At 56.2% G+C, this 23,032-nt stretch carries 20 protein-coding genes; 13 read left to right on the top strand and 7 right to left on the bottom strand.

From position 1 onward, the window contains the following. Window positions 1-68 precede the first annotated feature (68 nt). The 6 genes from ACMWL8_RS18970 (at window position 69) to wzz(fepE) (ending at window position 7,145) form a co-directional block, all read left to right on the top strand. On the top strand, window positions 69-935 hold the full coding sequence (locus tag ACMWL8_RS18970) for a LysR family transcriptional regulator (protein ID WP_045260917.1): 867 nt from the start codon (window positions 69-71) through the stop codon (window positions 933-935). A gap of 93 nt (window positions 936-1,028) precedes the next feature. Beyond that, on the top strand, window positions 1,029-2,207 hold the full coding sequence (locus tag ACMWL8_RS18965) for an acetyl-CoA C-acetyltransferase (protein ID WP_028014300.1): 1,179 nt from the start codon (window positions 1,029-1,031) through the stop codon (window positions 2,205-2,207). Between the two features lie 235 nt (window positions 2,208-2,442). Further along, the gene (kduI, locus tag ACMWL8_RS18960) at window positions 2,443-3,279 is read left to right on the top strand and encodes a 5-dehydro-4-deoxy-D-glucuronate isomerase (protein ID WP_045260916.1); all 837 of its coding nucleotides are present in this window, start codon (window positions 2,443-2,445) and stop codon (window positions 3,277-3,279) included. A 63-nt stretch (window positions 3,280-3,342) separates the two neighbouring features. Next, on the top strand, window positions 3,343-4,104 hold the full coding sequence (gene kduD / locus ACMWL8_RS18955; protein WP_003862835.1) for a 2-dehydro-3-deoxy-D-gluconate 5-dehydrogenase KduD: 762 nt from the start codon (window positions 3,343-3,345) through the stop codon (window positions 4,102-4,104). 313 nt (window positions 4,105-4,417) lie between these two features. Then, window positions 4,418-5,833: a sugar porter family MFS transporter gene (locus tag ACMWL8_RS18950; RefSeq protein ID WP_028014298.1), complete on the top strand. Its 1,416-nt coding sequence runs from the start codon at window positions 4,418-4,420 to the stop codon at window positions 5,831-5,833. Between the two features lie 187 nt (window positions 5,834-6,020). Then, window positions 6,021-7,145 carry an LPS O-antigen length regulator Wzz(fepE) gene (gene wzz(fepE), locus ACMWL8_RS18945; RefSeq protein ID WP_045260915.1) on the top strand — a complete coding sequence of 375 codons (1,125 nt, stop codon included), beginning with the start codon at window positions 6,021-6,023 and terminating at the stop codon, window positions 7,143-7,145. A gap of 37 nt (window positions 7,146-7,182) precedes the next feature. On the opposite strand, the gene ACMWL8_RS18940 is transcribed toward wzz(fepE), so the two are convergent. Continuing rightward, on the bottom strand, window positions 7,183-7,506 hold the full coding sequence (locus tag ACMWL8_RS18940) for a cupin domain-containing protein (protein WP_045260914.1): 324 nt from the start codon (window positions 7,504-7,506) through the stop codon (window positions 7,183-7,185). A 133-nt stretch (window positions 7,507-7,639) separates the two neighbouring features. Between ACMWL8_RS18940 and ACMWL8_RS18935 the strand changes: the two genes are divergently transcribed. Next, window positions 7,640-8,332 carry an aspartate/glutamate racemase gene (locus ACMWL8_RS18935; RefSeq protein WP_045260913.1) on the top strand — a complete coding sequence of 231 codons (693 nt, stop codon included), beginning with the start codon at window positions 7,640-7,642 and terminating at the stop codon, window positions 8,330-8,332. Here ACMWL8_RS18935 and ACMWL8_RS18930 read toward each other — a convergent pair. Next, on the bottom strand, window positions 8,327-9,253 hold the full coding sequence (locus ACMWL8_RS18930) for a LysR family transcriptional regulator (protein WP_045260912.1): 927 nt from the start codon (window positions 9,251-9,253) through the stop codon (window positions 8,327-8,329). The two genes, ACMWL8_RS18935 and ACMWL8_RS18930, sit on opposite strands and share 6 nt — an antisense overlap. Window positions 9,254-9,376: 123 nt before the next feature. On the opposite strand from ACMWL8_RS18930, the gene lysA reads away from it, so the two are divergent. Further along, on the top strand, window positions 9,377-10,639 hold the full coding sequence (gene lysA / locus ACMWL8_RS18925) for a diaminopimelate decarboxylase (protein WP_045260911.1): 1,263 nt from the start codon (window positions 9,377-9,379) through the stop codon (window positions 10,637-10,639). Here lysA and ACMWL8_RS18920 read toward each other — a convergent pair. Then, entirely contained in the window at window positions 10,609-11,646 is a 1,038-nt protein-coding gene (locus ACMWL8_RS18920) for a LacI family DNA-binding transcriptional regulator (protein ID WP_028014292.1), read from the bottom strand. The genes lysA and ACMWL8_RS18920 overlap by 31 nt on opposite strands. 220 nt (window positions 11,647-11,866) lie before the next feature. On the opposite strand from ACMWL8_RS18920, the gene ACMWL8_RS18915 reads away from it, so the two are divergent. After that, on the top strand, window positions 11,867-12,352 hold the full coding sequence (locus ACMWL8_RS18915) for a GNAT family N-acetyltransferase (RefSeq protein ID WP_041908378.1): 486 nt from the start codon (window positions 11,867-11,869) through the stop codon (window positions 12,350-12,352). Here the strand turns inward: ACMWL8_RS18915 and galR are convergent. Continuing rightward, window positions 12,313-13,329 (bottom strand): HTH-type transcriptional regulator GalR, encoded by a 1,017-nt coding sequence (gene galR / locus ACMWL8_RS18910; RefSeq protein WP_028014290.1) that lies wholly within the window; start codon window positions 13,327-13,329, stop codon window positions 12,313-12,315. The genes ACMWL8_RS18915 and galR overlap by 40 nt on opposite strands. A 623-nt stretch (window positions 13,330-13,952) precedes the next feature. Here galR and aas point away from each other — a divergent pair. Together aas and lplT are read left to right on the top strand one after the other, a co-directional pair. Continuing rightward, window positions 13,953-16,112: a bifunctional acyl-ACP--phospholipid O-acyltransferase/long-chain-fatty-acid--ACP ligase gene (aas, locus tag ACMWL8_RS18905; protein ID WP_045260909.1), complete on the top strand. Its 2,160-nt coding sequence runs from the start codon at window positions 13,953-13,955 to the stop codon at window positions 16,110-16,112. Continuing rightward, entirely contained in the window at window positions 16,105-17,298 is a 1,194-nt protein-coding gene (gene lplT, locus ACMWL8_RS18900; protein ID WP_045260908.1) for a lysophospholipid transporter LplT, read from the top strand. Before aas ends, lplT begins: the two co-directional genes overlap by 8 nt. A gap of 46 nt (window positions 17,299-17,344) precedes the next feature. On the opposite strand, the gene ACMWL8_RS18895 is transcribed toward lplT, so the two are convergent. From ACMWL8_RS18895 to mutH, 3 genes are all read right to left on the bottom strand, one after another. Then, window positions 17,345-18,385 carry an NADP(H)-dependent aldo-keto reductase gene (locus ACMWL8_RS18895; protein ID WP_045260907.1) on the bottom strand — a complete coding sequence of 347 codons (1,041 nt, stop codon included), beginning with the start codon at window positions 18,383-18,385 and terminating at the stop codon, window positions 17,345-17,347. A 131-nt stretch (window positions 18,386-18,516) separates the two neighbouring features. After that, a complete protein-coding gene (locus tag ACMWL8_RS18890) occupies window positions 18,517-18,735 on the bottom strand; it encodes a YgdI/YgdR family lipoprotein (RefSeq protein WP_014885085.1) in 219 nt (72 codons plus the stop codon). Window positions 18,736-18,863: 128 nt separating this feature from the next. Continuing rightward, window positions 18,864-19,556 (bottom strand): DNA mismatch repair endonuclease MutH, encoded by a 693-nt coding sequence (gene mutH, locus ACMWL8_RS18885; RefSeq protein ID WP_028014286.1) that lies wholly within the window; start codon window positions 19,554-19,556, stop codon window positions 18,864-18,866. Between the two features lie 683 nt (window positions 19,557-20,239). On the opposite strand from mutH, the gene rppH reads away from it, so the two are divergent. Together rppH and ptsP are read left to right on the top strand one after the other, a co-directional pair. Beyond that, a complete protein-coding gene (gene rppH / locus ACMWL8_RS18880; protein ID WP_013098553.1) occupies window positions 20,240-20,770 on the top strand; it encodes an RNA pyrophosphohydrolase in 531 nt (176 codons plus the stop codon). 12 nt (window positions 20,771-20,782) lie between these two features. Continuing rightward, window positions 20,783-23,029 carry a phosphoenolpyruvate--protein phosphotransferase gene (ptsP, locus tag ACMWL8_RS18875; RefSeq protein ID WP_028014285.1) on the top strand — a complete coding sequence of 749 codons (2,247 nt, stop codon included), beginning with the start codon at window positions 20,783-20,785 and terminating at the stop codon, window positions 23,027-23,029. The last annotated feature ends 3 nt before the right edge of the window (window positions 23,030-23,032 follow it).

Below are 23,032 nucleotides of genomic sequence, written 5' to 3'. Positions count from 1 at the left end.
ATGCAGCCTATTTTTATCGCTAAAGCTGATATATTAAAGATAGTATCCATCGATAAAGTAGATAGTTTATGCGCTATTCACCTGAAGCTCTTACCGCGTTTGTTGAGACCGTTGCGGCAGGCTCTTTCTCTGCTGCCGCGCGCAGGCTGCGTAAAAGCCAGTCGACGATCAGCACCTCCATTGCCAACCTTGAAGCCGATCTGGGTTTCGAACTGTTTGACCGCTCGGCGCGCCAGCCGGTGTTAACGGTCCAGGGAGAACAGGTGCTGGGCTATGTGCAGGCCATCCTCGCCGCCAGCACGCGGCTGGATGAGCTGGCGGTGTCGTTAACGGCACAAACGGAGGCGCGTCTGACGTTTGTCCTCTCCGATACCCTCAACCCCGACGTGCTTGAAGATCTGATGAAGCAGTTTGACGCTCGCTTTCCCCACACGGAGTTCGAATGCCTGATTGGCGAGGAAGAGGACGTGATCGATCTGCTGCAAAAGGAGCGCGCGCAGGTGGGGCTGACGGAAGCGCGAGACGGTTATCCTACGGATATTGGCGCTACCCGGCTGCCGATGCAGACCCGAATGGCGATATATGCCGCGACCACGCATCCGCTCGCCGGACAACACGAGGTGCAGAGCGACGAGCTGCACGGCTGGCGGGAACTGAGGCTCAGCACCTACCTTGAGCGCGAGGCTGAGATCGCGCGCGGGCCCGTCTGGTCAGCGCCGAACTACCTGTTACTGCTGAGTATGGCTGTCCAGGGGTTCGGCTGGTGCGTGCTGCCGTGCGCGCTGGTGGCTGAATTCGCCGCCGCGAAGTCGCTGGTACAGCTCAATGTTCCCGGCTGGCCACGGGCGATCGGCATCGATCTGCTGTGGAATAAACGATCCCCTCCCGGCGTGGCCGGAAGCTGGCTGCGGCAGTATCTGCAGGATGCACGCTAATCCTTGTGATTAAACTCACTATTTTTAAACAATTAAGATAATTGCCAGTAACAATCCTCTACTATCGTCATGTCATTTAACACAGAGGTCGTGATGAAAGATGTCGTAATAGTGGGTGCGTTGCGTACGGCTATCGGCTGTTTTCAGGGAGCGCTTGCGCGTCACTCGGCGGTTGATCTGGGCAGCGTGGTCGTTAAAGCGCTGGTGGAACGTAGCGGGATCGCAGCCCATGAAGTTGATGAGGTGATCCTGGGGCAGGTTCTCACGGCCGGTGCCGGGCAAAACCCTGCGCGTCAGGCGGCGCTGAAGGGTGGGCTGCCCAACACCGTCTCCGCCATTACCATCAACGACGTCTGTGGTTCAGGGTTAAAAGCGCTGCATCTCGCCACCCAGGCCATTCAGTGCGGTGAAGCGGATGTGGTTATAGCTGGCGGACAAGAGAACATGAGCCGCGCGCCGCACGTTCTCACCGATAGCCGAACCGGCGCGCAGCTGGGTAACAGCCAACTGCTCGACAGCCTCGTGCATGACGGGCTGTGGGATGCGTTCAACGACTATCATATGGGCGTGACGGCAGAAAACCTGGCGCGCGAGTACGGCATTAGCCGCGAATTGCAGGACGCCTATGCGCTCAGTTCGCAGCAAAAAGCGCGTGCCGCGATTGATTCCGGTCGCTTTCGCGACGAGATTGTCCCGGTCAGCACGCAGCGTCAGAACGGCGAGGCGATCGTCGTCGATACCGATGAACAGCCGCGCACGGATGCCAGCGCGGAAGGCCTGGCGAGACTGAATCCCGCGTTTGAAACGCAGGGCTCGGTCACCGCAGGCAATGCCTCGTCCATTAACGACGGTGCCGCCGCCGTGATGATGATGAGCGAAAGCAAAGCCCTTGAGCTCGATCTCCCCGTGCTGGCCCGCATTAAGGCGTTTGCCAGCGTGGGCGTGGATCCAGCGTTGATGGGGATTGCGCCGGTCTACGCTACCCGTCGCTGCCTGGAGCGCGCAGGGTGGCAACTTTCGGATGTCGATCTGATCGAAGTGAACGAAGCCTTTGCCGCGCAGGCGATCTCGGTCGGCAAAATGCTGGAGTGGGATCCGCTGCGGGTCAACGTGAACGGCGGTGCAATTGCGTTAGGGCATCCCATCGGCGCGTCCGGCTGCCGAATCCTGGTTTCGCTGGTCCATGAAATGAAAAAGCGAAACGCGCGCAAAGGGATCGCTACCCTCTGTATAGGCGGCGGACAGGGCGTGGCGCTCGCCATCGAACGCTAATTTCTCCTCGCTTAAAAAACCTCCTTCGGGAGGTTTTTTTTATCGTGTTCTTCTCTTCATGGGAAGTAATCGTGATCCGCGCGTCATTTCTGTTATAAACAAAAATAAAAAATGAAACGTTGTTTTAATTGCAATTGAAAACCCTATTTTATGCCGCTAGTATGTGTTCATCATAAAACGAAACGTCGTTTCGTTTAATTTCTGCCTTCGGGCATGACCACATCTGGAGGTTACCGTGGACGTCAGACAAAGCATCCACAGCGCGCACGCCAAAACGCTGGATACTCAGGGACTGCGCAGCGAGTTTTTAGTTGAGCAGGTGTTCGAAGCCGATAAGTACACCATGGTCTATAGCCACATCGACCGCATTATCGTGGGCGGCATCATGCCGGTGGCGAAAACCGTCTCCGTGGGCGGTGAAGTAGGCAAGCAGCTGGGCGTAAGCTACTTCCTGGAGCGTCGTGAACTGGGCGTGATTAATATTGGCGGGCCGGGCACGATTACCGTGGACGGCCAGTGCTACGAGATTGGCCACCGCGACGGGCTGTACGTTGGCAAAGGGGCGAAAGAGGTGGTCTTTGCCAGCATCGACGGCGGTAAACCCGCGAAGTTTTACTACAACTGCGCCCCGGCGCACACCGCTTATCCAACCAAAAAAGTAACGCCCGCTGACGTTGCGCCCGTGACGCTGGGCGACAACCTCACCAGCAACCGCCGCACCATCAATAAATACTTCGTGCCGGATGTGCTGGAAACCTGCCAGCTCAGCATGGGGCTGACCGAGCTTGCGCCAGGCAACCTGTGGAACACCATGCCGTGCCATACCCACGAACGCCGCATGGAAGTCTACTTCTACTTCAACATGGATGAAGACGCCTGCGTGTTCCACATGATGGGACAGCCTCAGGAAACTCGCCATATCGTCATGCATAACGAGCAGGCGGTGATTTCACCCAGCTGGTCTATTCACTCCGGCGTGGGGACGAAAGCCTATACCTTCATCTGGGGGATGGTTGGAGAAAACCAGGTCTTCGATGACATGGACCACGTCGCTGTTAAGGATCTGCGCTAGTCGCGGGCAGTTAAGCATACATCTGCCTGTTGATGACAGGCGCTGAAAGAGTAAGGAACAAACATGATTCTGGATGCATTTTCTCTGCAGGGTAAAGTGGCCGTGGTTTCCGGGTGTGACACCGGACTGGGCCAGGGGATGGCGTTAGGCCTGGCGGAAGCGGGCTGTGATATCGTCGGGATTAACATCGTTGAGCCCACGGAAACCATCGAACGCGTAACCGCGCTGGGCCGCCGTTTTCTCAGCCTGACCGCCGACCTGCGTAAAATCGACGCTATTCCGGAGCTGCTGGATCGCGCGGTGGCGGAATTTGGCCATATCGACATTCTGGTCAACAACGCGGGGCTGATCCGCCGTGAAGACGCGATTAACTTCAGCGAGACCGACTGGGACGATGTCATGAACCTGAACATCAAGAGCGTGTTCTTTATGTCCCAGGCGGCGGCGAAGCACTTCATCGCGCAGGGCAAGGGCGGCAAGATCATTAACATCGCGTCGATGCTCTCCTTCCAGGGCGGCATCCGCGTGCCGTCTTACACCGCATCGAAAAGCGCGGTGATGGGCGTGACCCGCCTGCTGGCGAACGAATGGGCCCAGCACAACATCAACGTCAACGCGATTGCGCCGGGCTACATGGCCACCAACAACACCCAGCAGCTTCGCGCGGACGAAGAACGCAGTGCGGCGATCCTGGAGCGTATTCCGGCGGGCCGCTGGGGGCTGCCGAGCGATCTGATGGGGCCGGTAGTGTTCCTGGCTTCCCCGGCATCGGACTATATCAATGGTTATACCGTCGCGGTTGATGGCGGCTGGCTGGCGCGATAACCCTACTTATGACAAATACCTCCGCTCTTCGGCGGAGGTTTTTTTTGCTTAAAATTAGTCAAAGTCCATATTGATAAACACGAAAAATCCATACTTAAAAATCATAGATGACTGCCATCACATTTTTATTGTTGAAAAATTAAGGCATTAGTAAAATAAGGTGATTATCCAGCATTAGTTGAAATTGTAATGTCCATCACAGATCGCTATGCCATAGCGAAATAATCCATATCTTCACGAATTCCGGCCTGACACTTTTTCCCGCTATCTCGTAATTTCATTTAACGGATTTTGCTGTTGAGGCAGGAAAAATATGACATCTATAAATGACTCTACCCTGATGCCCGCCGCGCTGCGCGATACCCGCCGCATGAACCAGTTTGTCTCCATTGCGGCAGCCGTGGCCGGTTTGTTGTTCGGCCTGGATATCGGCGTTATCGCCGGGGCGCTGCCGTTTATTACCGATCACTTTACGCTGAGTAACCGCCTGCAGGAGTGGGTGGTGAGCAGCATGATGCTCGGCGCGGCCATCGGCGCGCTGTTTAACGGCTGGCTTTCCTTCCGCCTTGGGCGTAAATACAGCCTGATGGTCGGGGCGGTCCTGTTTGTTGCCGGGTCCATTGGTTCGGCGTTTGCCACTAACGTTGAAGTGCTGCTGCTCTCCCGCGTACTGCTGGGCGTGGCGGTGGGGATTGCCTCCTACACCGCGCCGCTGTATCTCTCCGAAATGGCGAGCGAGAACGTGCGCGGCAAGATGATTAGCATGTACCAGCTGATGGTGACGCTGGGCATCGTGCTGGCGTTCCTGTCCGATACGTACTTCAGCTACAGCGGTAACTGGCGGGCGATGCTCGGCGTGCTGGCGCTGCCTGCGGTAGTGCTGATTGTTTTAGTGATCTTCCTGCCCAATAGTCCGCGCTGGCTGGCGCAAAAAGGGCGTCACGTGGAAGCGGAAGAGGTGCTGCGCATGCTGCGCGACACGTCTGAGAAAGCGCGTGAAGAGCTGAACGAGATCCGCGAAAGCCTGAAGCTGAAGCAGGGCGGCTGGTCGCTGTTTAAGGCTAACCGCAACGTGCGCCGCGCGGTGTTCCTCGGGATGTTGCTGCAGGCGATGCAGCAGTTCACGGGGATGAACATCATCATGTATTACGCCCCGCGCATCTTCAAAATGGCCGGTTTTACCACCACGGAACAGCAGATGATCGCCACGCTGGTGGTGGGGCTGACCTTTATGTTCGCCACCTTTATTGCGGTGTTCACCGTCGATAAGGCCGGTCGTAAGCCTGCGCTGAAAATTGGCTTTAGCGTGATGGCGCTCGGCACCCTGATCCTCGGCTACTGCCTGATGCAGTTTGATAACGGCACGGCGTCCAGCGGCCTCTCCTGGCTCTCCGTGGGCATGACCATGATGTGTATTGCTGGCTACGCGATGAGCGCCGCGCCGGTGGTGTGGATCCTGTGCTCTGAAATTCAGCCGCTGAAATGTCGCGATTTTGGTATCACCTGTTCCACCACCACCAACTGGGTGTCGAACATGATCATCGGTGCGACCTTCCTGACGCTGTTGGATGCGATTGGCGCGGCGGGAACCTTCTGGCTCTATACGGTGCTGAACGTGGCGTTTATTGGCGTGACATTCTGGCTAATTCCAGAAACCAAAGGCGTGACGCTGGAACATATTGAACGCAAGCTGATGAGCGGGGAGAAACTGCGAAATATCGGCGTGTAAGGGTTAATGCCGGGTAAGCGCAGCGCCACCCGGCGTTTTGTTAGCGTGATGCTGTATAACTACCAACTTTGATAGCAATTCCTCAGATAGTCCATTCTCGCGTTCAGATTATTCTTATTTTCTTGTATTATCGGGCAACTGAACTCACCCGGCAGGAATTTACTGCACCCGAAACAGAAGAACGGCTATGTCAGCAATGGATTTCAAAAAAAATACGGACCTCGATTTTTCCTCATATGCTCCTCCAGCAGTCAGTTCAAAAGAGATCGATCTTCTGGGCCTGTTAGATATTCTGATTACCGCGAAAAAACGCATTGCCACCATTATCTTTGTTTTCGCGCTGGCAGGTCTGGCAATTGCGCTTCTACTGCCGCAAAAATGGACCAGTAAAGCGGTGATCACTCCGGCGGAACAGACACAGTGGAACCCGCTGAGCCAGATGATGGTTGCGCTGCAGGTTCTTGATGTGAAGGTGCCGGTTACCCGTCAGGAAGTCTTTGACCTGTTTATTAAAAAATTCCAGTCGCAGTCATTGCTTGAAGAGTATATGACCTCTTCCCCTTACGTGATGGCGCAGCTCAAGAATGCGCAAGTGGACCCGCTTGAACTGCACCGTGCGGTTGTCAATATTGCAGACAAAATGAAAGCGGTGAATGATGTTCAGGGAAAAGATGCGGATAAAGCGCCTTTCGTCTCCTGGACATTGAGCTTCACCGCGCCGACCGCAGCCGATGCCCAATCCGTTCTGGAGGGGTATATCAACTATATCTCGGCAATTGTTGAGAAAGAAACGGTGCAGAATATCCGCAACCAGATCGCCCTCAAAACGAACGAGGTAGAGCAGCAGCTGACGCTCGACCGCGTTCGTCTGACCAATGTACATAACACCAACCTGCAGCGGCTGAACTATTCGCTGGAAGTGGCGAATGCGGCGGGCATTAAGAAGCCCGTTTATAGCAACGGACAGGGGATAAAAGACGATCCGGATTACTCCGTTGCGCTCGGGGCTGACGGTATCGCGGAAAAGCTAAGGATTGAAAAAAATCTTAAGGATGTGACGGAGCTGAACGCGGACTTCCAGAACCGGGAATATTACCTGGCGCAGCTGAAACAACTCTCCTTCGCAGACGTTAAGCTTGAGCCATTCAGGTATCAGCTTTCGCCATCGATGCCGGTGAAAAAAGACGGCCCGGGCACAGGCATGATTGTCATTCTGGCGGCGATCCTTGGCGCTCTGTTTGCCTGCGGCAGCGTATTACTCCGTGAGGCCATGCTCAGCCGAAACCCATTGCCAGAGCCGGTAACGGAATAAATTCTGCACACATGAAGGCGCTGCAATAGCGCCTTTTTTATTTCAGGAAATCCTCGCGAACAGGCGTAAAGGTGTCCAGCAGCGTGCCGGCCCTGAGGCAGACGCAGCCGTGCATCACATGTGGTTTTTTGTAGAGGGTATCTCCCGCCGTCACGACATGCTTCTCTTCACCAATGGTAAACTCAAATTCACCAGAGAGAACATAGGTTAACTGTTCGTGCGGGTGGTTATGCAGTGGGCCAATCGCGCCCTGCTCAAACTGTACTTCAACCGCCATCATCCTGCCGCCGTGGGCCAGCACGCGACGCGTAACGCCATTCCCCAGATCTTCAGACGCGGTCTCTTTGTGGAACATAAACATGGCTTAGCCCTTCATAATAAAACAGTGTTTTATTTAATTTACATTGGCCAGCTTAAAAAGAAAACGACGTAATAAAGAACTGGAAACAGGATCACAAGTTTGCTTCACTGGCTTAAACAGATAAGGAGCGATGATGAAAACGATTGGCCTGATAGGTGGGATGAGCTGGGAATCGACAATCCCTTATTACCGCCTGATTAACGAAGGCGTAAAGCAGCGTCTGGGCGGCCTGCACTCCGCGAGCCTGCTGCTGCACAGCGTTGATTTTCATGAAATCGAAGCCTGCCAGTCGAGCGGCGAATGGGATAAAGCCGGAGAAATCCTGGCTGATGCCGCGCTGGGGCTGGAGCGTGCGGGGGCGCAGGGCATTCTGCTGTGTACCAACACGATGCACAAAGTGGCCTCGCACATTGAAGCGCGCTGTCCGCTGCCGTTCCTGCACATCGCGGACGCCACCGGACGCGCCATTCGCGCTTCGGGAATGTCGCGCGTGGCCTTGCTGGGCACACGTTACACCATGGAGCAGGATTTCTATCGCGGGCGCTTGCACAGCGAGTTTGGGATTGAAAGCCTGATCCCGGATGAGGGGGACCGGGCGCGCATCAATCAGATTATCTTCGACGAGCTCTGCCTCGGAACCTTCAGCGAAACCTCCCGCGCATATTACGTCAGCGTAATAGATAAACTGGCGCAGCAGGGGGCTGAAGGGGTGATTTTCGGCTGCACGGAGATCGGTTTGCTGGTGCCGGCCGAACGAAGCCCCATCCCGGTGTTTGATACCGCGGCCATTCACGCGGCAGATGCCGTGGAATTTATGCTGTCATAACGGGTTTTGCAGATCAGGTAAGCGAAGCGCCACCTGACGCGCATGCTCAACTAAGTGTTCGGTGAATGCGTCCACCAGCGCGGAAGCCGGACGGTGCAGCGGGCGGATAAGGCTAACGGTGAACGGGACGGAAACGCTAAAACGGCGGATGACGATCCCGCTCCCTGCATAGTCCAGCGCCGTAAGCGGATTGACGACCGCAACGCCAACGCCCGCGCGCACCATCGCGCATATTGACGCCGCGCTGTGGGTTTCAACGACCATCCGCCGCTTCACCTGATGCTCAGAAAAAAGCGTATCCAGCAGCTGCCGGTAGCTGTCCGTTTGCGACAGGCTAATGTAGTTTTCACCATGAAAATCCGCGGGCGTCAGCACTGCTTTGTGGGCAAGCCGATGCCCGGCGGGCAGAACGCACACTTCATCCAGCGCGAGCAGTTCCGTGCGCGCCGTTCCTGCGGGGGTCGAGAGGGTTTCGGTTAACCCGAGATCGTGCCGCTGTGCCGACAGCCACTCTTCAAGCAGAGGCGACTCCTGCGGCACGATGGTGAGATTGACCTCAGGATAGCGGGCCAGAAAAGGCTGGAGCAGCGTTGGTAAGAAGGACTGAGAGAAGACGGGCAGGCAGACAATCGACAGCTCGCCCTGACGAAACTCGCGCAGGCTTTCCGCCGCGCTGACGATTCTGTCCAGCCCGTACCATGAGCGCTGCACTTCCTCAAACAGGCGCAACCCCTGCACCGTCGGGTGAAGCCTGCCCCGGGCGCGTTCGAACAGCTTCAGCCCCAGCACTTTCTCGAAGCGCGCCAGCTCGCGGCTGACCGTCGGCTGCGAGGTATGCAGCATCTGCGCGGCTTCGGTGAGATTGCCGGCGGTCATCACGGCGTGAAAAATCTCGATGTGGCGTAAATTGACGGCGGGCATAGGGCACCTGAAAGCAAGGAACTGTCCATATCATTTTTGCATAGACTCGCGATAAAACGATATTTTTTATTCTGCTTCCGCTGTGGCGTAATCATAAAAAAATGAATTGAACCGGAGAAGACCATGCCACGCCCGCTCAACCAGACGGACACCGATTTGAACGCTGAAAACCTGCTGCGCCTGCCCGCCGAGTTTGGCTGCCCGGTATGGGTCTATGACGCGCAGATCGTTCGCGAGAAGATCGCCGCCCTGCATCAGTTTGACGTGGTGCGTTTTGCCCAGAAGGCCTGCTCCAATATTCATATTCTGCGCCTGATGCGCGAGCAGGGCGTGAAAGTTGACTCCGTATCGCTGGGTGAAATCGAGCGTGCGCTGGCGGCAGGCTTTGATCCGAAAACCGATCCTGACGCGATCGTCTTTACCGCGGATGTGATCGACGACGCAACGCTTGCGCGCGTGCATGAACTGCAGGTGCCGGTGAACGCCGGTTCTGTGGATATGCTGGAGCAGCTTGGGCAGGTTTCACCCGGCCATCGCGTCTGGCTGCGCGTCAACCCGGGCTTTGGACATGGTCATAGCCAAAAAACCAACACCGGGGGCGAAAACAGCAAGCACGGGATCTGGTATGCCGATATGCCTGCCGCGCTTGAGGTACTGCAGCGCTACAGCCTGAAGCTGGTCGGTATTCATATGCACATTGGCTCCGGCGTCGATTACGGGCACCTGGAGCAGGTGTGCGGGGCGATGGTGCGCCAGGTTGTCGACTTCGGTCAGGATCTGGAGGCGATCTCCGCCGGTGGCGGTCTTTCCATTCCTTATCGTGAAGGGGAAGAAGCGATCGACACCGATCACTATTACGGCCTGTGGAGCGCCGCGCGCGATCAAATTGCCGCGCATCTGGGCCATGCCGTGAAGCTGGAAATTGAGCCGGGTCGTTTCCTGGTAGCCGAAGCCGGCGTGCTGGTGGCGCAGGTACGCAGCGTCAAAGAGATGGGCTCCCGCCACTTCGTGCTGATTGATGCGGGCTTTAACGACCTGATGCGTCCGTCCATGTACGGCAGCTACCATCACATTACCGCCCTGGCTGCCGATGGCCGCGATTTAACGCACGCGCCGCGCGTTGAGACGGTGGTCGCAGGCCCGCTGTGTGAATCCGGTGATGTGTTTACCCAGCAGGAAGGTGGCAAAGTTGAAACCCGCGCGCTGCCCGAGGTGAAGCCGGGCGATTACCTGGTGCTGCACGACACCGGGGCGTACGGGGCGTCTATGTCCTCGAACTACAACAGCCGTCCGCTGCTGCCGGAAGTGCTGTTTGATAACGGCAAGGCGCGGCTGATCCGTCGTCGCCAGACCATTCAGGAACTGCTGGCGCTGGAACTCGTTTGATTAAAGTACGGCCCCGTTGTGACCGAATCGCGTAATACCAGCGTGCCGGTAAACGGCGGGATCGCATCGACCGGCTGGTTCTTCGCCAGCCGGATCGCCTGATCGATAGCCGTGACGATCATGTTATCTATCGGCAGATAAACCGACGACAGCGCAGGCTCCAGCCACTTTGCGCTTGGGGCATCGTCAAAGCCGAACAGGGAGATATCCTGCGGGATCTTAAGCCCTGCCTGATGCAGCGCTTTGGACGCGCCCAGCGCCATATCATCGTTACAGGCAAACAGCGCGCTGAACGACACCCCTTCAGCAATCAGCTCCTTACACAGCTCATAGCCCCGCGTCATTCCCGCATCACCGTACTTTATTCGACGCTCGTCCAGACGAATGCCGTGCTTTTCCAGCGCCTTACGGTAGCCCATCAGCCGCGCTTTACCCGTGGGGGTGTGGATCGGAACGGTAATGCAGGCGATCTCCCGGTGGCCCTGATTGATCAGGTAATCCACCGCCTTAAACGCGGCATCCTGTTGTTCGAAGAACACGCAGCGCTCCGGTGCCTGGCTGACTTCACGGTTGATGACCACCAGCGGCGTTTGCACGGTATTAATCAGCTTGATGATCGCTTTTTCGCTCATATAGCGCGTGTAAAGCACGATGGCATCGCACTGGCGGTCGGCCAGCATTTGCACCGCCTGCTCTTCCTGCTCTGGCGCGTCGTGACCGTCGGTGACGATCAGCTGTTTCCCGTGGGTTTCGGTCTGCCGCGACGCCTGCTGCAAAAGACGACCAAAGTAAAAGCCGTCGAAGGTAGAGACGACCAGACCAATGCTGTTGCTGGTCTGGTTAGCCAGCGAACGCGCGAGAAAGTTTGGGCGGTAGCCCAGCTCTTCCATCGCAGCAAAGACCTGCTGACGCGTGCTCTCTTTAACCTGACCTGTGCCGTTCAGCACGCGCGAGACGGTAGCCTTCGACACGCCCGCGCGCAGTGAGACATCCAGCATTGTTGCCATTCTACATTCCTGCTTCCACGTAATGGTTTGCAGTTTAACACAGACCTGACAGCGTATAAGCGATGCGGGAAGCGCAAAACTTCTGCCACGATCACGCTTTTTGGTCACGATTCGCCTGGCCTGCCGGAAGTAAAACTAAATAGTCTGACTCTGGTAAAATAATCGCCAAACCGGGCTGGAGGCGTCAGGCCAGCATATTCATTAAAAACGCAGGTGAAACGTGAAAAAGACCGTCATTCTCCCGCTTTACGAGGCACCGCGCTATGCGGAGCAGGTCACCGACTGGCTCTGGCAGGCCTTTGGCGAGGGGCTTGCGCGGGATTTTTTCCATAGCATCGTCGAGCACAGCCAGACGCCGGGTGCCCTGCCGCTGACCTTTATCGCCGTAGAGGATGAACGGCTTCTCGGGACGGTGGGACTCTGGCGCTGTGATTTGATTACCCGTCAGGATCTCTGTCCGTGGCTGGCGGCGCTCTACGTTGACGACGCGGCGCGCGGCAAGGGGCTGGCAGGAAAGTTACAGCAGCATGTTATTCGCTTCGCCGCACGGGCCGGGTACGAGGAACTTCATCTCTGGTCTGCCTGCCGCGACTTCTATGAACGTTACGGCTGGCAGTATATTGGCGATGGGCTGGAGTATCCGGATAAAACGGTACACCTGTATCGCTATTCGCTCTGCGCGTCAGCGGGCGCTGCAACGGAGTGACGGCGCACTAACGTTGGGCTGAAGAGATGGGTAATCTCCGGCGGCTGGCGTTGTTCGGCCAGCGCCAGCGCCAGCTCTGCGGCCTGGGTGGCCATCGTGATGATGGGGTAGCGTACGGTGGTCAGGCGCGGGCGCACGTACCGGGAGACCAAAACATCGTCGAAGCCAATTAGCGAGATTTCCGCCGGCACCTCGATCCCGTTGTCATTCATGACGCCCATTGCCCCGGCAGCCATCGAATCGTTATAGCTGGCGACCGCGGTGAAATTCCGTCCGCGACCCAGCAGCTCCGTCATGGCCTGTTCGCCGCCGCTCTCATCCGGTTCACCGTAGGCCACCAGACGGTCATTGCACGGCAGACCGTTTTCGCGCAGGGCGTCGTAATAGCCCTGCAGGCGGTCTTCCGCATCAGAAATGGGGTGATTGGAGCAGAGATAGCCAATCCGGGTATGACCCTGTTGAATCAGATGACGGGTCGCAAGCCAGGCGCCGTAGCGGTCGTCGAGTGCTACACAGCGTTTTTCAAAGCCGGGGATAATACGGTTGATAATCACCATGCCGGGCATTTGCTTCATCAGGTGAATTAGCTCGGCATCCGGGATCATTTTGGCGTGTACCACCAGTGCAGCGCAGCGGTGGCGGATCAGCTGCTCGATGGCCTGGCGTTCTTTTTGTTCATTATGATAGCCATTGCCGATCAGCAAAAAATTACCCGTCTGATAAGAGACCTGTTCAACCGCTTTTACCATGGCACCGAAAAAGGGATCGGAAACGTCTCCCACCACCAGCCCAATAGTCTCTGTTGACTGCTGGGCGAGCGCGCGGGCGTTGGCATTCGGATGGTAGTTCAGGGTTTCCATGGCGCTTTGTACCGCCTGGCGTGATGCGTCACTGGCTTTGGGTGAATCATTAATCACGCGGGAGACGGTGGCTACCGACACACCTGCCAGACGAGCCACATCCTTTATTGTCGCCATTTATAACCTTCTTATTTGGGGTAAGCGTTTACACACTGAATAGTGTTGCGGAAAAGTGACGTCCATTCAAGGGAAGCCGGTTTCCGCGCGCCACAAACGTGACGCAGACCAACCCTGGTAGTGTAATCGTTACACGCCTGGTCATGTCAGAAGAATGTCATTCTGAACCTTTAGTTACACTTTGCCTCAGGCTGTTGCGATTGTCCGGTGGCGATGACGTTAAAGAGGTTGGTAGAGTCGAGATCCCAGAGGTATTGATAGGTGGAATCAACTCCGGTTGATTAACACGACTTACACCAGCCTGCGTTCTTACGCAGGTTTTTTTTGCCTGACAGTTCAACCTGTAACAGCAAAAGAGAATATTCACACCTGGTTGCATTTCGGCTCATTCCCTTGCGTTTTCCTGCTGGCGAAGCGCAGGGTCAACAGCCACAATCAAGATCCCAGAGGTATTGATTGGTGAGAATTCTTAGTACGGTTTCGTACTCATCTCTTGCACCAGCCTGCGCGGATGCGCAGGTTTTTTTTCGCCTCCACTTTTGCTGTCGCTCCCGTATCACTTCTCGTGTAATCTGCCACCATTTACTGTCAACCCACCACACTGTCTGGCAAAGGGAGTTGAGATGCTATTTGGGTTTTTCCGTACACTGTTCCGTATTCTTTTTCGCATCCGCGTCACTGGCGATGCCCAGGCGCTTCGTGGCGAGCGCGTTCTCATCACACCCAATCATGTTTCCTTTATAGACGGCATCCTGCTTGCGCTGTTTCTGCCCGTGCGTCCGGTGTTTGCGGTCTATACCTCCATCAGTCAGCAGTGGTATATGCGCTGGCTCACCCCACTGATCGATTTCGTACCGCTTGACCCGACAAAGCCGATGATGATTAAACACCTGGTGCGTCTGGTAGAGCAGGGGCGTCCGGTGGTCATTTTCCCGGAAGGGCGCATTTCAGTGACCGGTTCGCTGATGAAAATCTACGACGGCGCGGGGTTTGTCGCGGCGAAATCAAACGCGACCGTGGTGCCGCTGCGCATTGAAGGCGCAGAGTTGACCCATTTCAGCCGCCTTAAGGGGCTGGTGAAGCAGCGTCTGTTCCCCAAAATCACGCTGCATATCCTGCCGCCAACGTCGTTACCGATGCCGGAAGCGCCGCGTGCCCGCGATCGCCGTAAAATCGCCGGGGAAATGCTGCACCAGATTATGATGGAAGCGCGCATGGCCGTTCGTCCGCGCGAAACGCTGTATGAATCCCTGCTTTCGGCGCAGTACCGCTACGGCGCGAAGAAAAACTGCATTGAAGACATCAACTTTACCCCTGATACCTATCGTAAACTGCTGACCAAGACGCTGTTCGTGGGCCGCATTCTTGAGAAGTACAGCAAAAAGGGCGAAAAGATCGGCCTGATGCTGCCAAACGCGGGCATCAGCGCGGCGGTGATTTTTGGTGCGGTTTCCCGTGGCCGCATTCCGGCGATGATGAACTACACGGCGGGCGTGAAGGGGCTGACCAGCGCCATTACCGCCGCCCAAATCAATACCATCTTTACCTCCCGACAGTTTCTGGACAAAGGCAAGCTGTGGCATCTGCCGGAACAGCTGACCCAGGTACGCTGGGTCTTCCTGGAAGATCTAAAAGCGGACGTGACCACCGGCGACAAGCTGTGGATTTTTGCGCATCTGCTGGTGCCGCATCTGGCTCAGGTCAAACAGCAGCCGGAAGATGACGCGATTATTCTTTTCACGTCGGGTTCGGAGGGTAACCCGAAAGGCGTCGTCCACAGCCACAAGAGTATTCTGGCGAACGTTGAGCAGATCAAAAGCATTGCCGACTTTACCGCGAATGACCGTTTTATGTCGGCGCTGCCGCTGTTCCACTCCTTTGGCCTGACGGTGGGGCTGTTCACGCCGCTGCTGACCGGTGCCGAGGTGTTCCTCTATCCCAGCCCGCTGCACTACCGCATCGTGCCGGAGCTGGTGTATGACCGTAACTGCACCGTTCTGTTCGGCACCTCAACGTTCCTCGGCAACTATGCCCGTTTCGCCAATCCGTATGACTTCTATCGCGTGCGGTATGTGGTGGCCGGTGCGGAAAAGCTGCAGGAGAGCACGCGTCAGATCTGGCAGGACAAGTTTGGCCTGCGCATTCTTGAAGGTTATGGCGTTACCGAGTGCGCGCCCGTTGTCTCGATCAACGTACCGATGGCGGCGAAACCGGGAACGGTGGGCCGAATTCTGCCGGGGATGGATGCGCGCTTGCTGGCGGTGCCGGGCATTGAGGACGGTGGCCGCCTGCAGCTGAAAGGGCCGAACGTGATGAACGGTTACCTGCGCGTGGAAAACCCGGGCGTGCTGGAAGCGCCAACGGCGGAAAACGTCAACGGCGAGATTGAAACCGGCTGGTACGACACCGGCGACATCGTTCGTTTCGATGAGCAAGGCTTTGTACAGATTCAGGGGCGCGCAAAACGCTTCGCCAAAATCGCCGGTGAGATGGTCTCTCTGGAAATGGTTGAACAGCTGGCGACGGCCGTGTCCGCCGAGAAGATGCACGCCACGGTCGTGAAGAGCGATGCCAGCAAAGGCGAGGCGCTGGTGCTGTTTACCACTGATGCTGAGCTTAAGCGCGACAGGTTACTGAGCTATGCGCGTGAACACGGTATTCCTGAACTGGCCGTGCCGCGCGATATTCGCCACCTGAAGCAGCTTCCGGTGCTGGGTAGCGGCAAGCCCGATTTCGTGACCCTGAAAGGTATGGTTGAAGAGGCGGAACAGCAAAATGCGTGAGTCAGTACACACTAACACCTCCCTCAGGTCGAAAGGCATGATGGCCGTCATCGCCGCGCAGTTTCTCTCTGCGTTCGGTGATAACGCGCTGCTGTTTGCCACGCTGGCGCTGCTGAAAGCCGAGTTTTACCCTGACTGGAGTCAGCCGATCCTGCAGATGGTGTTTGTGGGCGCTTACATTATCTTTGCCCCGTTTGTGGGGCAGGTGGCGGACAGCTTCCCGAAAGGCCGGGTGATGATGTTTGCCAACGGTCTCAAGCTGCTGGGCGCTGCCAGTATCTGCTTCGGCTTCAATCCGTTTATTGGCTATACGCTGGTGGGTATCGGCGCTGCCGCCTACTCTCCGGCGAAGTATGGCATCCTCGGGGAGCTGACCACGGGCGATAAGCTGGTGAAGGCCAACGGTCTGATGGAGTCGTCAACGATTGCCGCTATCCTCCTCGGCTCCGTCGCGGGTGGCGTGCTGGCCGACTGGCATGTTCTGGCAGCCCTGGGTGTGTGTGCAGTGGTGTATGGTGGGGCGGTCGTGGCTAACCTGTTTATTCCGAAGCTGCCGGTGGCTCGCCCGGGCCAGTCCTGGCGCTTTAAACCGATGACCGGCAGTTTCTTTAACGCGTGCCGCGTGCTGTGGCGTAACGGGGAAACGCGCTTCTCCCTGATGGGAACCAGTATGTTCTGGGGGGCGGGCGTCACGCTGCGCTTCCTGCTGGTTCTGTGGGTACCGGTGGCGCTGGGGATTACGGACAATGCGACGCCGACCTATCTTAATGCGATGGTGGCTATCGGCATTGTGGCTGGCGCGGGCGCGGCGGCGAAGCTGGTGACGCTTGAAATGGTCGCACGCTGCATGCCAGCGGGGATCCTGATTGGCCTCGTGGTGCTTATTTTCTCGCTGCAACATGCGTTATTGCCCGCTTATGCTCTGCTGATCCTGATTGGTATTCTGGGGGGCTTCTTTGTGGTACCGCTGAATGCGTTACTCCAGGAGCGTGGCAAGCAGACCGTCGGGGCGGGGAATGCCATTGCGGTTCAAAATCTCGGTGAAAACCTGGCCATGCTGTTAATGCTGGGGCTCTACTCGCTGGCGGTAAAAGTGGGTGTCCCGGTGGTGGCGATTGGCGTCGGATTTGGTGGGCTGTTCGCGGCGGCGATTGCGGGATTGTGGATCTGGCAGCGTCGCCATTAATAAGTAGCCGGGTGGCGGCTTCGCCTTACCCGGCAAAAGCATCAGGCTACGGCGCAGGATAAGTATAAACCTGATGCACCGCTTCAATCTCCGCTAATACCTCTTCACTCAGCTTCAGATGGAAACTCTCAATGTTAGTTTTCAGCTGTTCCATGGTCGTCGCGCCAAGCAGGGTACTGGCAACAAACGGCTGACGGCGCACGAAGGCCAGCGCCATCTGCGCCGGATCCAGGCCGTGGCGCTTCGCGATATCCACATAGGCAGCAACGGCTTTTTGCGTCTGCTCGCCGCTGTAGCGGGTAAAGCGGCTAAAGAGGGTATTACGCGCCCCGGCCGGTTTCGCACCGTTCAGGTATTTCCCCGTCAGGGTGCCGAAACCGAGGCATGAATAGGCGAGCAGTTCCACTTCCTCATATTGCGTCACTTCAGCCAGCCCCACCTCGTAGCTGCGGTTAAGCAGGCTGTACGGGTTCTGGATGGTGACGATGCGCGGCAGATCGTGTTTATCCGCCAGGTGCAGATAGCGCATTACGCCAAAGGCCGTTTCGTTGGACACGCCAATGTAGCGGATTTTTCCCGCGCGCTGGCATTCGGTCAGCGCCTCCAGCGTTTCCAGCAGCGTAACGGCGGGGGCGCTCTCATTCCAGCTGTAGCCGAGCTTGCCAAAACAGTTGGTTGGACGCTGCGGCCAGTGGACCTGGTAAAGGTCGAGATAGTCGGTTTGCAGGCGCTTCAGGCTCGCGTCCAGCGCGGCGCGGATATTTTTGCGATCGAGGATCTGGTTTGGGCGGATCCCGGCATCGTTGTTTCGCGCGGGGCCACTGACTTTCGAGGCAATAACCAGCTTTTCACGGTTACCGCGTTTTGCCAGCCAGTTACCGACGTAGGTTTCGGTAAGTCCCTGCGTTTCAGGGCGTGGAGGCACAGGGTACATCTCTGCGACATCAATCAGGTTAATCCCTTGGCTGACGGCATAATCGAGTTGTGCATGGGCATCGGCTTCGCTGTTTTGTTCACCAAATGTCATCGTGCCCAACCCCAGTTGACTTATCTCCAGAGCGCTGTGGGGGATACGGTGATAATACATAGCCGGCTTCCTTCAATAGACATGTAGAGCGCGTCAGGAACCTCCCGACAAAGGAATATAAACATGGCAGAGGGGAAGCAAAAGGGGAAGAAAAAAATCAAAAAGGCCAGTAGGCTACTGACCTCCGACTGTTATCGCTCAATAATTTGCGAGACTTCGTCGCGATTGATCTGCATTTTATTGCCTGCCTGGTCGTGGTAGCTGACCAGACCGGTATCATCGTCGACTTCAGGTTTACCGTCAGTCAGGATCATCCGGCCGTCTTTCGTCGCCATGACGTAATCGCTGCTGCAGCCCGAAACGGCAAACGCCAACCCGACTGCTGAAATTAACACCGCCCATTTTTTCATCGTTATCGTCCTCATCTGGCTCGTATCAAATCATAGTGTAGTATTAACCCGTTATAGCAACAGGGTGAAGCGGTAAAATCTTAAAAACCAGGCGATTATGTTTGTGAGCTCGCAAAATAAGTAAAAAACTATGTTTTAAGTAAGAAATGACGAGCAAGCAGCGCGCCGGTGAAATTTTTTTTGAGATAAAAACCGCGCGGCAGCGTCAGTATGGGTTCGCCCATCGCGCCGATCGCCTCGGTAAGCGCTTTGCTGTTTGCCGCTTTCGGGCGCAGCTGTAACACTTCTCCGTGCCGGGCGGTAATTCGCTCGACCTGACCGAGCACAATCATGTCCATCAGTTCTTCCCAGTCCAGGCGCAACTGATGCTCCTCTTCTTCATCCGGGCTCCAGAGCAGCGGCGCGCCAACGCGGCGTTCAGCCAAAGGGATCTGCCGTTCGCCTTCAACCGGAACCCAAAGCACGCGATTCAGCTTATGGCGCACGTGGCTGGTTTCCCACGTTACGCCGGTATTGCCGGTTAAGGGCGCAACGCAGACAAAGGTAGTCTCCAGGGGACGACCCTGGCGGTCGATAGGAATAGTTTTTAACTCTACGCCAAGGGCCGCGAAATCTTGCTCTGGCTTGCTCCCGGCGCTTGCCCCCAGCCACAGCTCCAGAAGCATGCCGATCCAGCCCTTATCTCGTTTCAGATCCTTCGGGATCTGTAGCCCTGCCATCGCCGCCAGTTCGCCCAGCGAGAAGCCTGCAAGGCGCTGAGCCTGTTGTAGCAACTGGCTTTCGCTCGAAGGCGGTGAGAGCAAGGGTGAAAGCGGATGCATGACGATAACCTTTTGATTAAAAAATAAACGAAGAAACAGTCCCCTGTGGATAGAGTTTAACTTTTTCTGTACCAATATTCCATGTGCATGATTTATAGGTTTTTTTATGAATTTTTCACGGTTTCATCAGGGACGCAAAACGGGTTGTTCAAATCTGGTCACTGACAATAAACAGGATCTTACACCATGTTATCCACAGAAAAATGGGATAACTGGGCATAACCCTGACTACTGTTTCAATTTACAGCCTTGACGTGCGACGAAAATCCAAATTTCAGACAAATTGTGCCTAACTTATTGGCACAATCTGTGGATAAAACCGACGCTGTTCGATCTTTCATCAGCACGACGATCCCTGTTGTGACGATCGTCACGCTATTCTGCATTTTGTTTGTCGATATGAATATAAAATCATGAAAAGTATAGCGTTATGTTGAAGGTGAGAAACGGGAGGGCAGAGGCCATTTCAGGTTGTTCATCGGTAATCAGACACTTCTTCACAACTATATCCACAGAAAAGGTGAATAAAATTGCCCTCAAGACCGCACATCTGTTTATAACTCTGCGCTTATTTGTGAGTTATTCAAATGTTATTAGGTTGCAGGCCTGTAAGAGAGTGGTTTACCGCCTCACTGTAGTGTGAAACAATCATTCATATATAAGGTTTAGTTTGGGGTAGTCCGGTGATTGATGACGATGGCTACCGCCCGAACGTAGGAATAGTAATTTGTAATCGTCAGGGCCAGGTCATGTGGGCCCGTCGATATGGTCAGCACTCCTGGCAGTTCCCGCAAGGCGGGATCAATCCGGGAGAGTCCCCAGAACAAGCGATGTACCGGGAGCTTTTTGAAGAGGTCGGTTTAAGCCGAAAAGATGTTCGCATCCTTGCCTCGACCCGCAACTGGTTGCGTTACAAGTTACCGAAACGTTTGGTGCGTTGGGACACAAAGCCGGTTTGTATCGGCCAGAAACAGAAGTGGTTTCTTCTGCAGTTGGTGGGCAACGATTCGGACATCAATATGCAAACCAGCAGTACGCCGGAGTTCGATGGCTGGCGCTGGGTGAGCTATTGGTATCCTGTTCGTCAGGTCGTGTCATTTAAGCGCGATGTTTACCGTAGGGTGATGAAAGAGTTTGCAAGTGTGGTGATGCAGCTTCAGGAGATCCCGCCTAAGCCGCAGAGCGCACCTGCCTGGCGACGTAAAAGAGGTTAAGCTACGCAAATCATGCTCACCCGCTTGCGAGAAATAGTCGAGAAGGTGGCCAGCGCTCCGCGCCTCAACGAGGCGCTGAATATTTTGGTCACTGACATCTGTCTTGCGATGGAGACCGAGGTCTGTTCGGTGTATCTGGCCGACCACGATCGGCGCTGCTATTACCTGATGGCGACCCGCGGTTTGAAAAAGCCGCGGGGGCGCACCGTAACGCTCGCATTTGATGAAGGTATCGTCGGTCTGGTTGGGCGGCTGGCTGAACCTATCAACCTTGCCGACGCGCAAAAACACCCCAGCTTTAAATACATCCCTTCCGTAAAAGAAGAACGCTTCCGCGCGTTTCTGGGTGTGCCGATTATTCAGCGTCGTCAGCTACTCGGTGTGCTGGTCGTCCAGCAGCGCGAGCTGCGTCAGTATGATGAAAGCGAAGAGTCCTTCCTCGTCACGCTGGCGACACAGATGGCGGCGATCCTCTCTCAGTCTCAGCTTGCTGCGCTCTTTGGTCAGTACCGCCATACGCGCATTCGCGCCCTTCCGGCATCGCCAGGGGTGGCGATTGCGGAAGGCTGGATGGACGCCACGCTGCCATTGATGGAGCAGGTCTACGAAGCCTCTACGCTTGATGAAGCGCTGGAGCGCGAGCGTCTTACCGCCGCGCTGGAAGAGGCGGCCAATGAGTTCCGTCGCTACAGCAAGCGCTTTGCCGCTGGTGCGCAAAAAGAGACGGCGGCCATCTTCGACCTCTACTCGCACCTGCTTTCCGACGCGCGTCTGCGCCGTGAGCTTTTTGCTGAGGTTGATAAAGGCGCAGTCGCGGAGTGGGCGGTTAAAAAGGTCATCGAAAAATTTGCCGAGCAGTTCGCTGCACTGACCGACGGTTATCTGAAAGAGCGGGCGGGAGATCTCCGCGCGCTGGGACAGCGCCTGCTGTTCCACCTCGATGACACCATTCAGGGGCCGAATGCCTGGCCAAAACGGTTTGTGCTGGTGGCCGATGAACTTTCGGCAACAACGCTGGCCGAGCTGCCGCAGGACAGACTCGCCGGGGTTGTCGTACGTGATGGTGCAGCGAACTCCCATGCCGCCATTATGGTGCGCGCGCTCGGTATCCCCACCGTTATGGGGGCGGATATTCAGCCCTCGGTGCTGCACCGCCGCACGCTGGTGGTTGATGGTTACCGCGGTGAACTGCTGGTCGATCCTGAGCCGGTTCTGCTCCAGGAATATCAGCGTCTCATCAGCGAAGAGAATGAATTAAGCAAGCTGGCGGAAGATGACGTTAACCTGCCCGCGCAGCTGAAAAGCGGAGAGCGGATCAAAGTCATGCTCAACGCCGGCTTAAGCCCCGAGCACGAAGAGAAGCTTGGCAGCCGCATCGACGGGATCGGTTTATACCGCACTGAAATCCCCTTCATGCTGCAGAGCGGTTTCCCCTCCGAAGAGGAGCAGGTGGCGCAGTATCAGGGGATGTTGCAGATGTTCAACGACAAGCCTGTCACCCTGCGAACCCTGGATGTCGGGGCGGATAAACAGCTGCCGTATATGCCCATCAGCGAAGAGAACCCGTGTCTGGGCTGGCGCGGGATCCGCATTACGCTCGATCAGCCGGAGATCTTCCTGATCCAGGTGCGCGCGATGCTGCGCGCTAACGCCGCGACGGGCAATCTCAGTATCCTGCTGCCGATGGTCACCAGCATAGATGAAATCGACGAAGCGCGGCGCCTGATCGAACGTGCTGGTCGTGAAGTGGAAGAGATGATTGGCTATGCGATCCCGAAACCACGGATCGGCGTCATGCTCGAAGTGCCATCTATGGTCTTTATGCTGCCGCAGCTGGCAAATCGCGTTGATTTTATCTCTGTCGGTACCAACGACCTGACGCAATATATTCTGGCCGTCGACCGGAACAACACCCGCGTCGCCAGTATCTACGATAGCCTGCACCCGGCGATCATTCGCGCGCTGGCGATGATTGCCCGTGAGGCTGAACAGTACGGTATTGATCTCCGCCTGTGCGGTGAAATGGCCGGAGACTCTATGTGCGTCGCGATCCTGATTGGTCTGGGGTATCGCCATCTGTCAATGAACGGCCGCGCAGTAGCGCGCGTGAAGTATTTGTTGCGGCATATCGACATCAATGATGCCCGCGAGCTGGCTGAGCGCAGCCTTGAGGCGCAGCTGGCCGCAGAGGTTCGTCACCAGGTGGCGGCATTTATGGAACGGCGCGGTATGGGCGGCCTGATCCGCGGTGGTCGCTAATCG

It is taken from the genome of Enterobacter sp. 04-C-12-SI-ECC (assembly GCF_047530715.1).
GTDB lineage: Bacteria > Pseudomonadota > Gammaproteobacteria > Enterobacterales > Enterobacteriaceae > Enterobacter > Enterobacter bugandensis.
Note: the sequence above shows the minus strand (reverse complement) of the source record. Positions and strands in the feature narration are given on the sequence as shown.

Coding starts and splice junctions, on each gene's coding strand:
- ACMWL8_RS18895 (WP_045260907.1), bottom strand. CDS start 18,385: ATGTATTATCACCGTATCCCCCACAGCGCTCTGGAGATAAGTCAACTG.
- mutH (WP_028014286.1), bottom strand. CDS start 19,556: ATGCATCCGCTTTCACCCTTGCTCTCACCGCCTTCGAGCGAAAGCCAG.
- ACMWL8_RS18935 (WP_045260913.1), top strand. CDS start 7,640: ATGAAAACGATTGGCCTGATAGGTGGGATGAGCTGGGAATCGACAATC.
- kduD (WP_003862835.1), top strand. CDS start 3,343: ATGATTCTGGATGCATTTTCTCTGCAGGGTAAAGTGGCCGTGGTTTCC.
- ptsP (WP_028014285.1), top strand. CDS start 20,783: ATGCTCACCCGCTTGCGAGAAATAGTCGAGAAGGTGGCCAGCGCTCCG.
- ACMWL8_RS18965 (WP_028014300.1), top strand. CDS start 1,029: ATGAAAGATGTCGTAATAGTGGGTGCGTTGCGTACGGCTATCGGCTGT.
- ACMWL8_RS18950 (WP_028014298.1), top strand. CDS start 4,418: ATGACATCTATAAATGACTCTACCCTGATGCCCGCCGCGCTGCGCGAT.
- ACMWL8_RS18930 (WP_045260912.1), bottom strand. CDS start 9,253: ATGCCCGCCGTCAATTTACGCCACATCGAGATTTTTCACGCCGTGATG.
- lplT (WP_045260908.1), top strand. CDS start 16,105: ATGCGTGAGTCAGTACACACTAACACCTCCCTCAGGTCGAAAGGCATG.
- ACMWL8_RS18940 (WP_045260914.1), bottom strand. CDS start 7,506: ATGTTTATGTTCCACAAAGAGACCGCGTCTGAAGATCTGGGGAATGGC.
- ACMWL8_RS18970 (WP_045260917.1), top strand. CDS start 69: ATGCGCTATTCACCTGAAGCTCTTACCGCGTTTGTTGAGACCGTTGCG.
- ACMWL8_RS18920 (WP_028014292.1), bottom strand. CDS start 11,646: ATGGCAACAATGCTGGATGTCTCACTGCGCGCGGGCGTGTCGAAGGCT.
- aas (WP_045260909.1), top strand. CDS start 13,953: ATGCTATTTGGGTTTTTCCGTACACTGTTCCGTATTCTTTTTCGCATC.
- galR (WP_028014290.1), bottom strand. CDS start 13,329: ATGGCGACAATAAAGGATGTGGCTCGTCTGGCAGGTGTGTCGGTAGCC.
- ACMWL8_RS18890 (WP_014885085.1), bottom strand. CDS start 18,735: ATGAAAAAATGGGCGGTGTTAATTTCAGCAGTCGGGTTGGCGTTTGCC.
- lysA (WP_045260911.1), top strand. CDS start 9,377: ATGCCACGCCCGCTCAACCAGACGGACACCGATTTGAACGCTGAAAAC.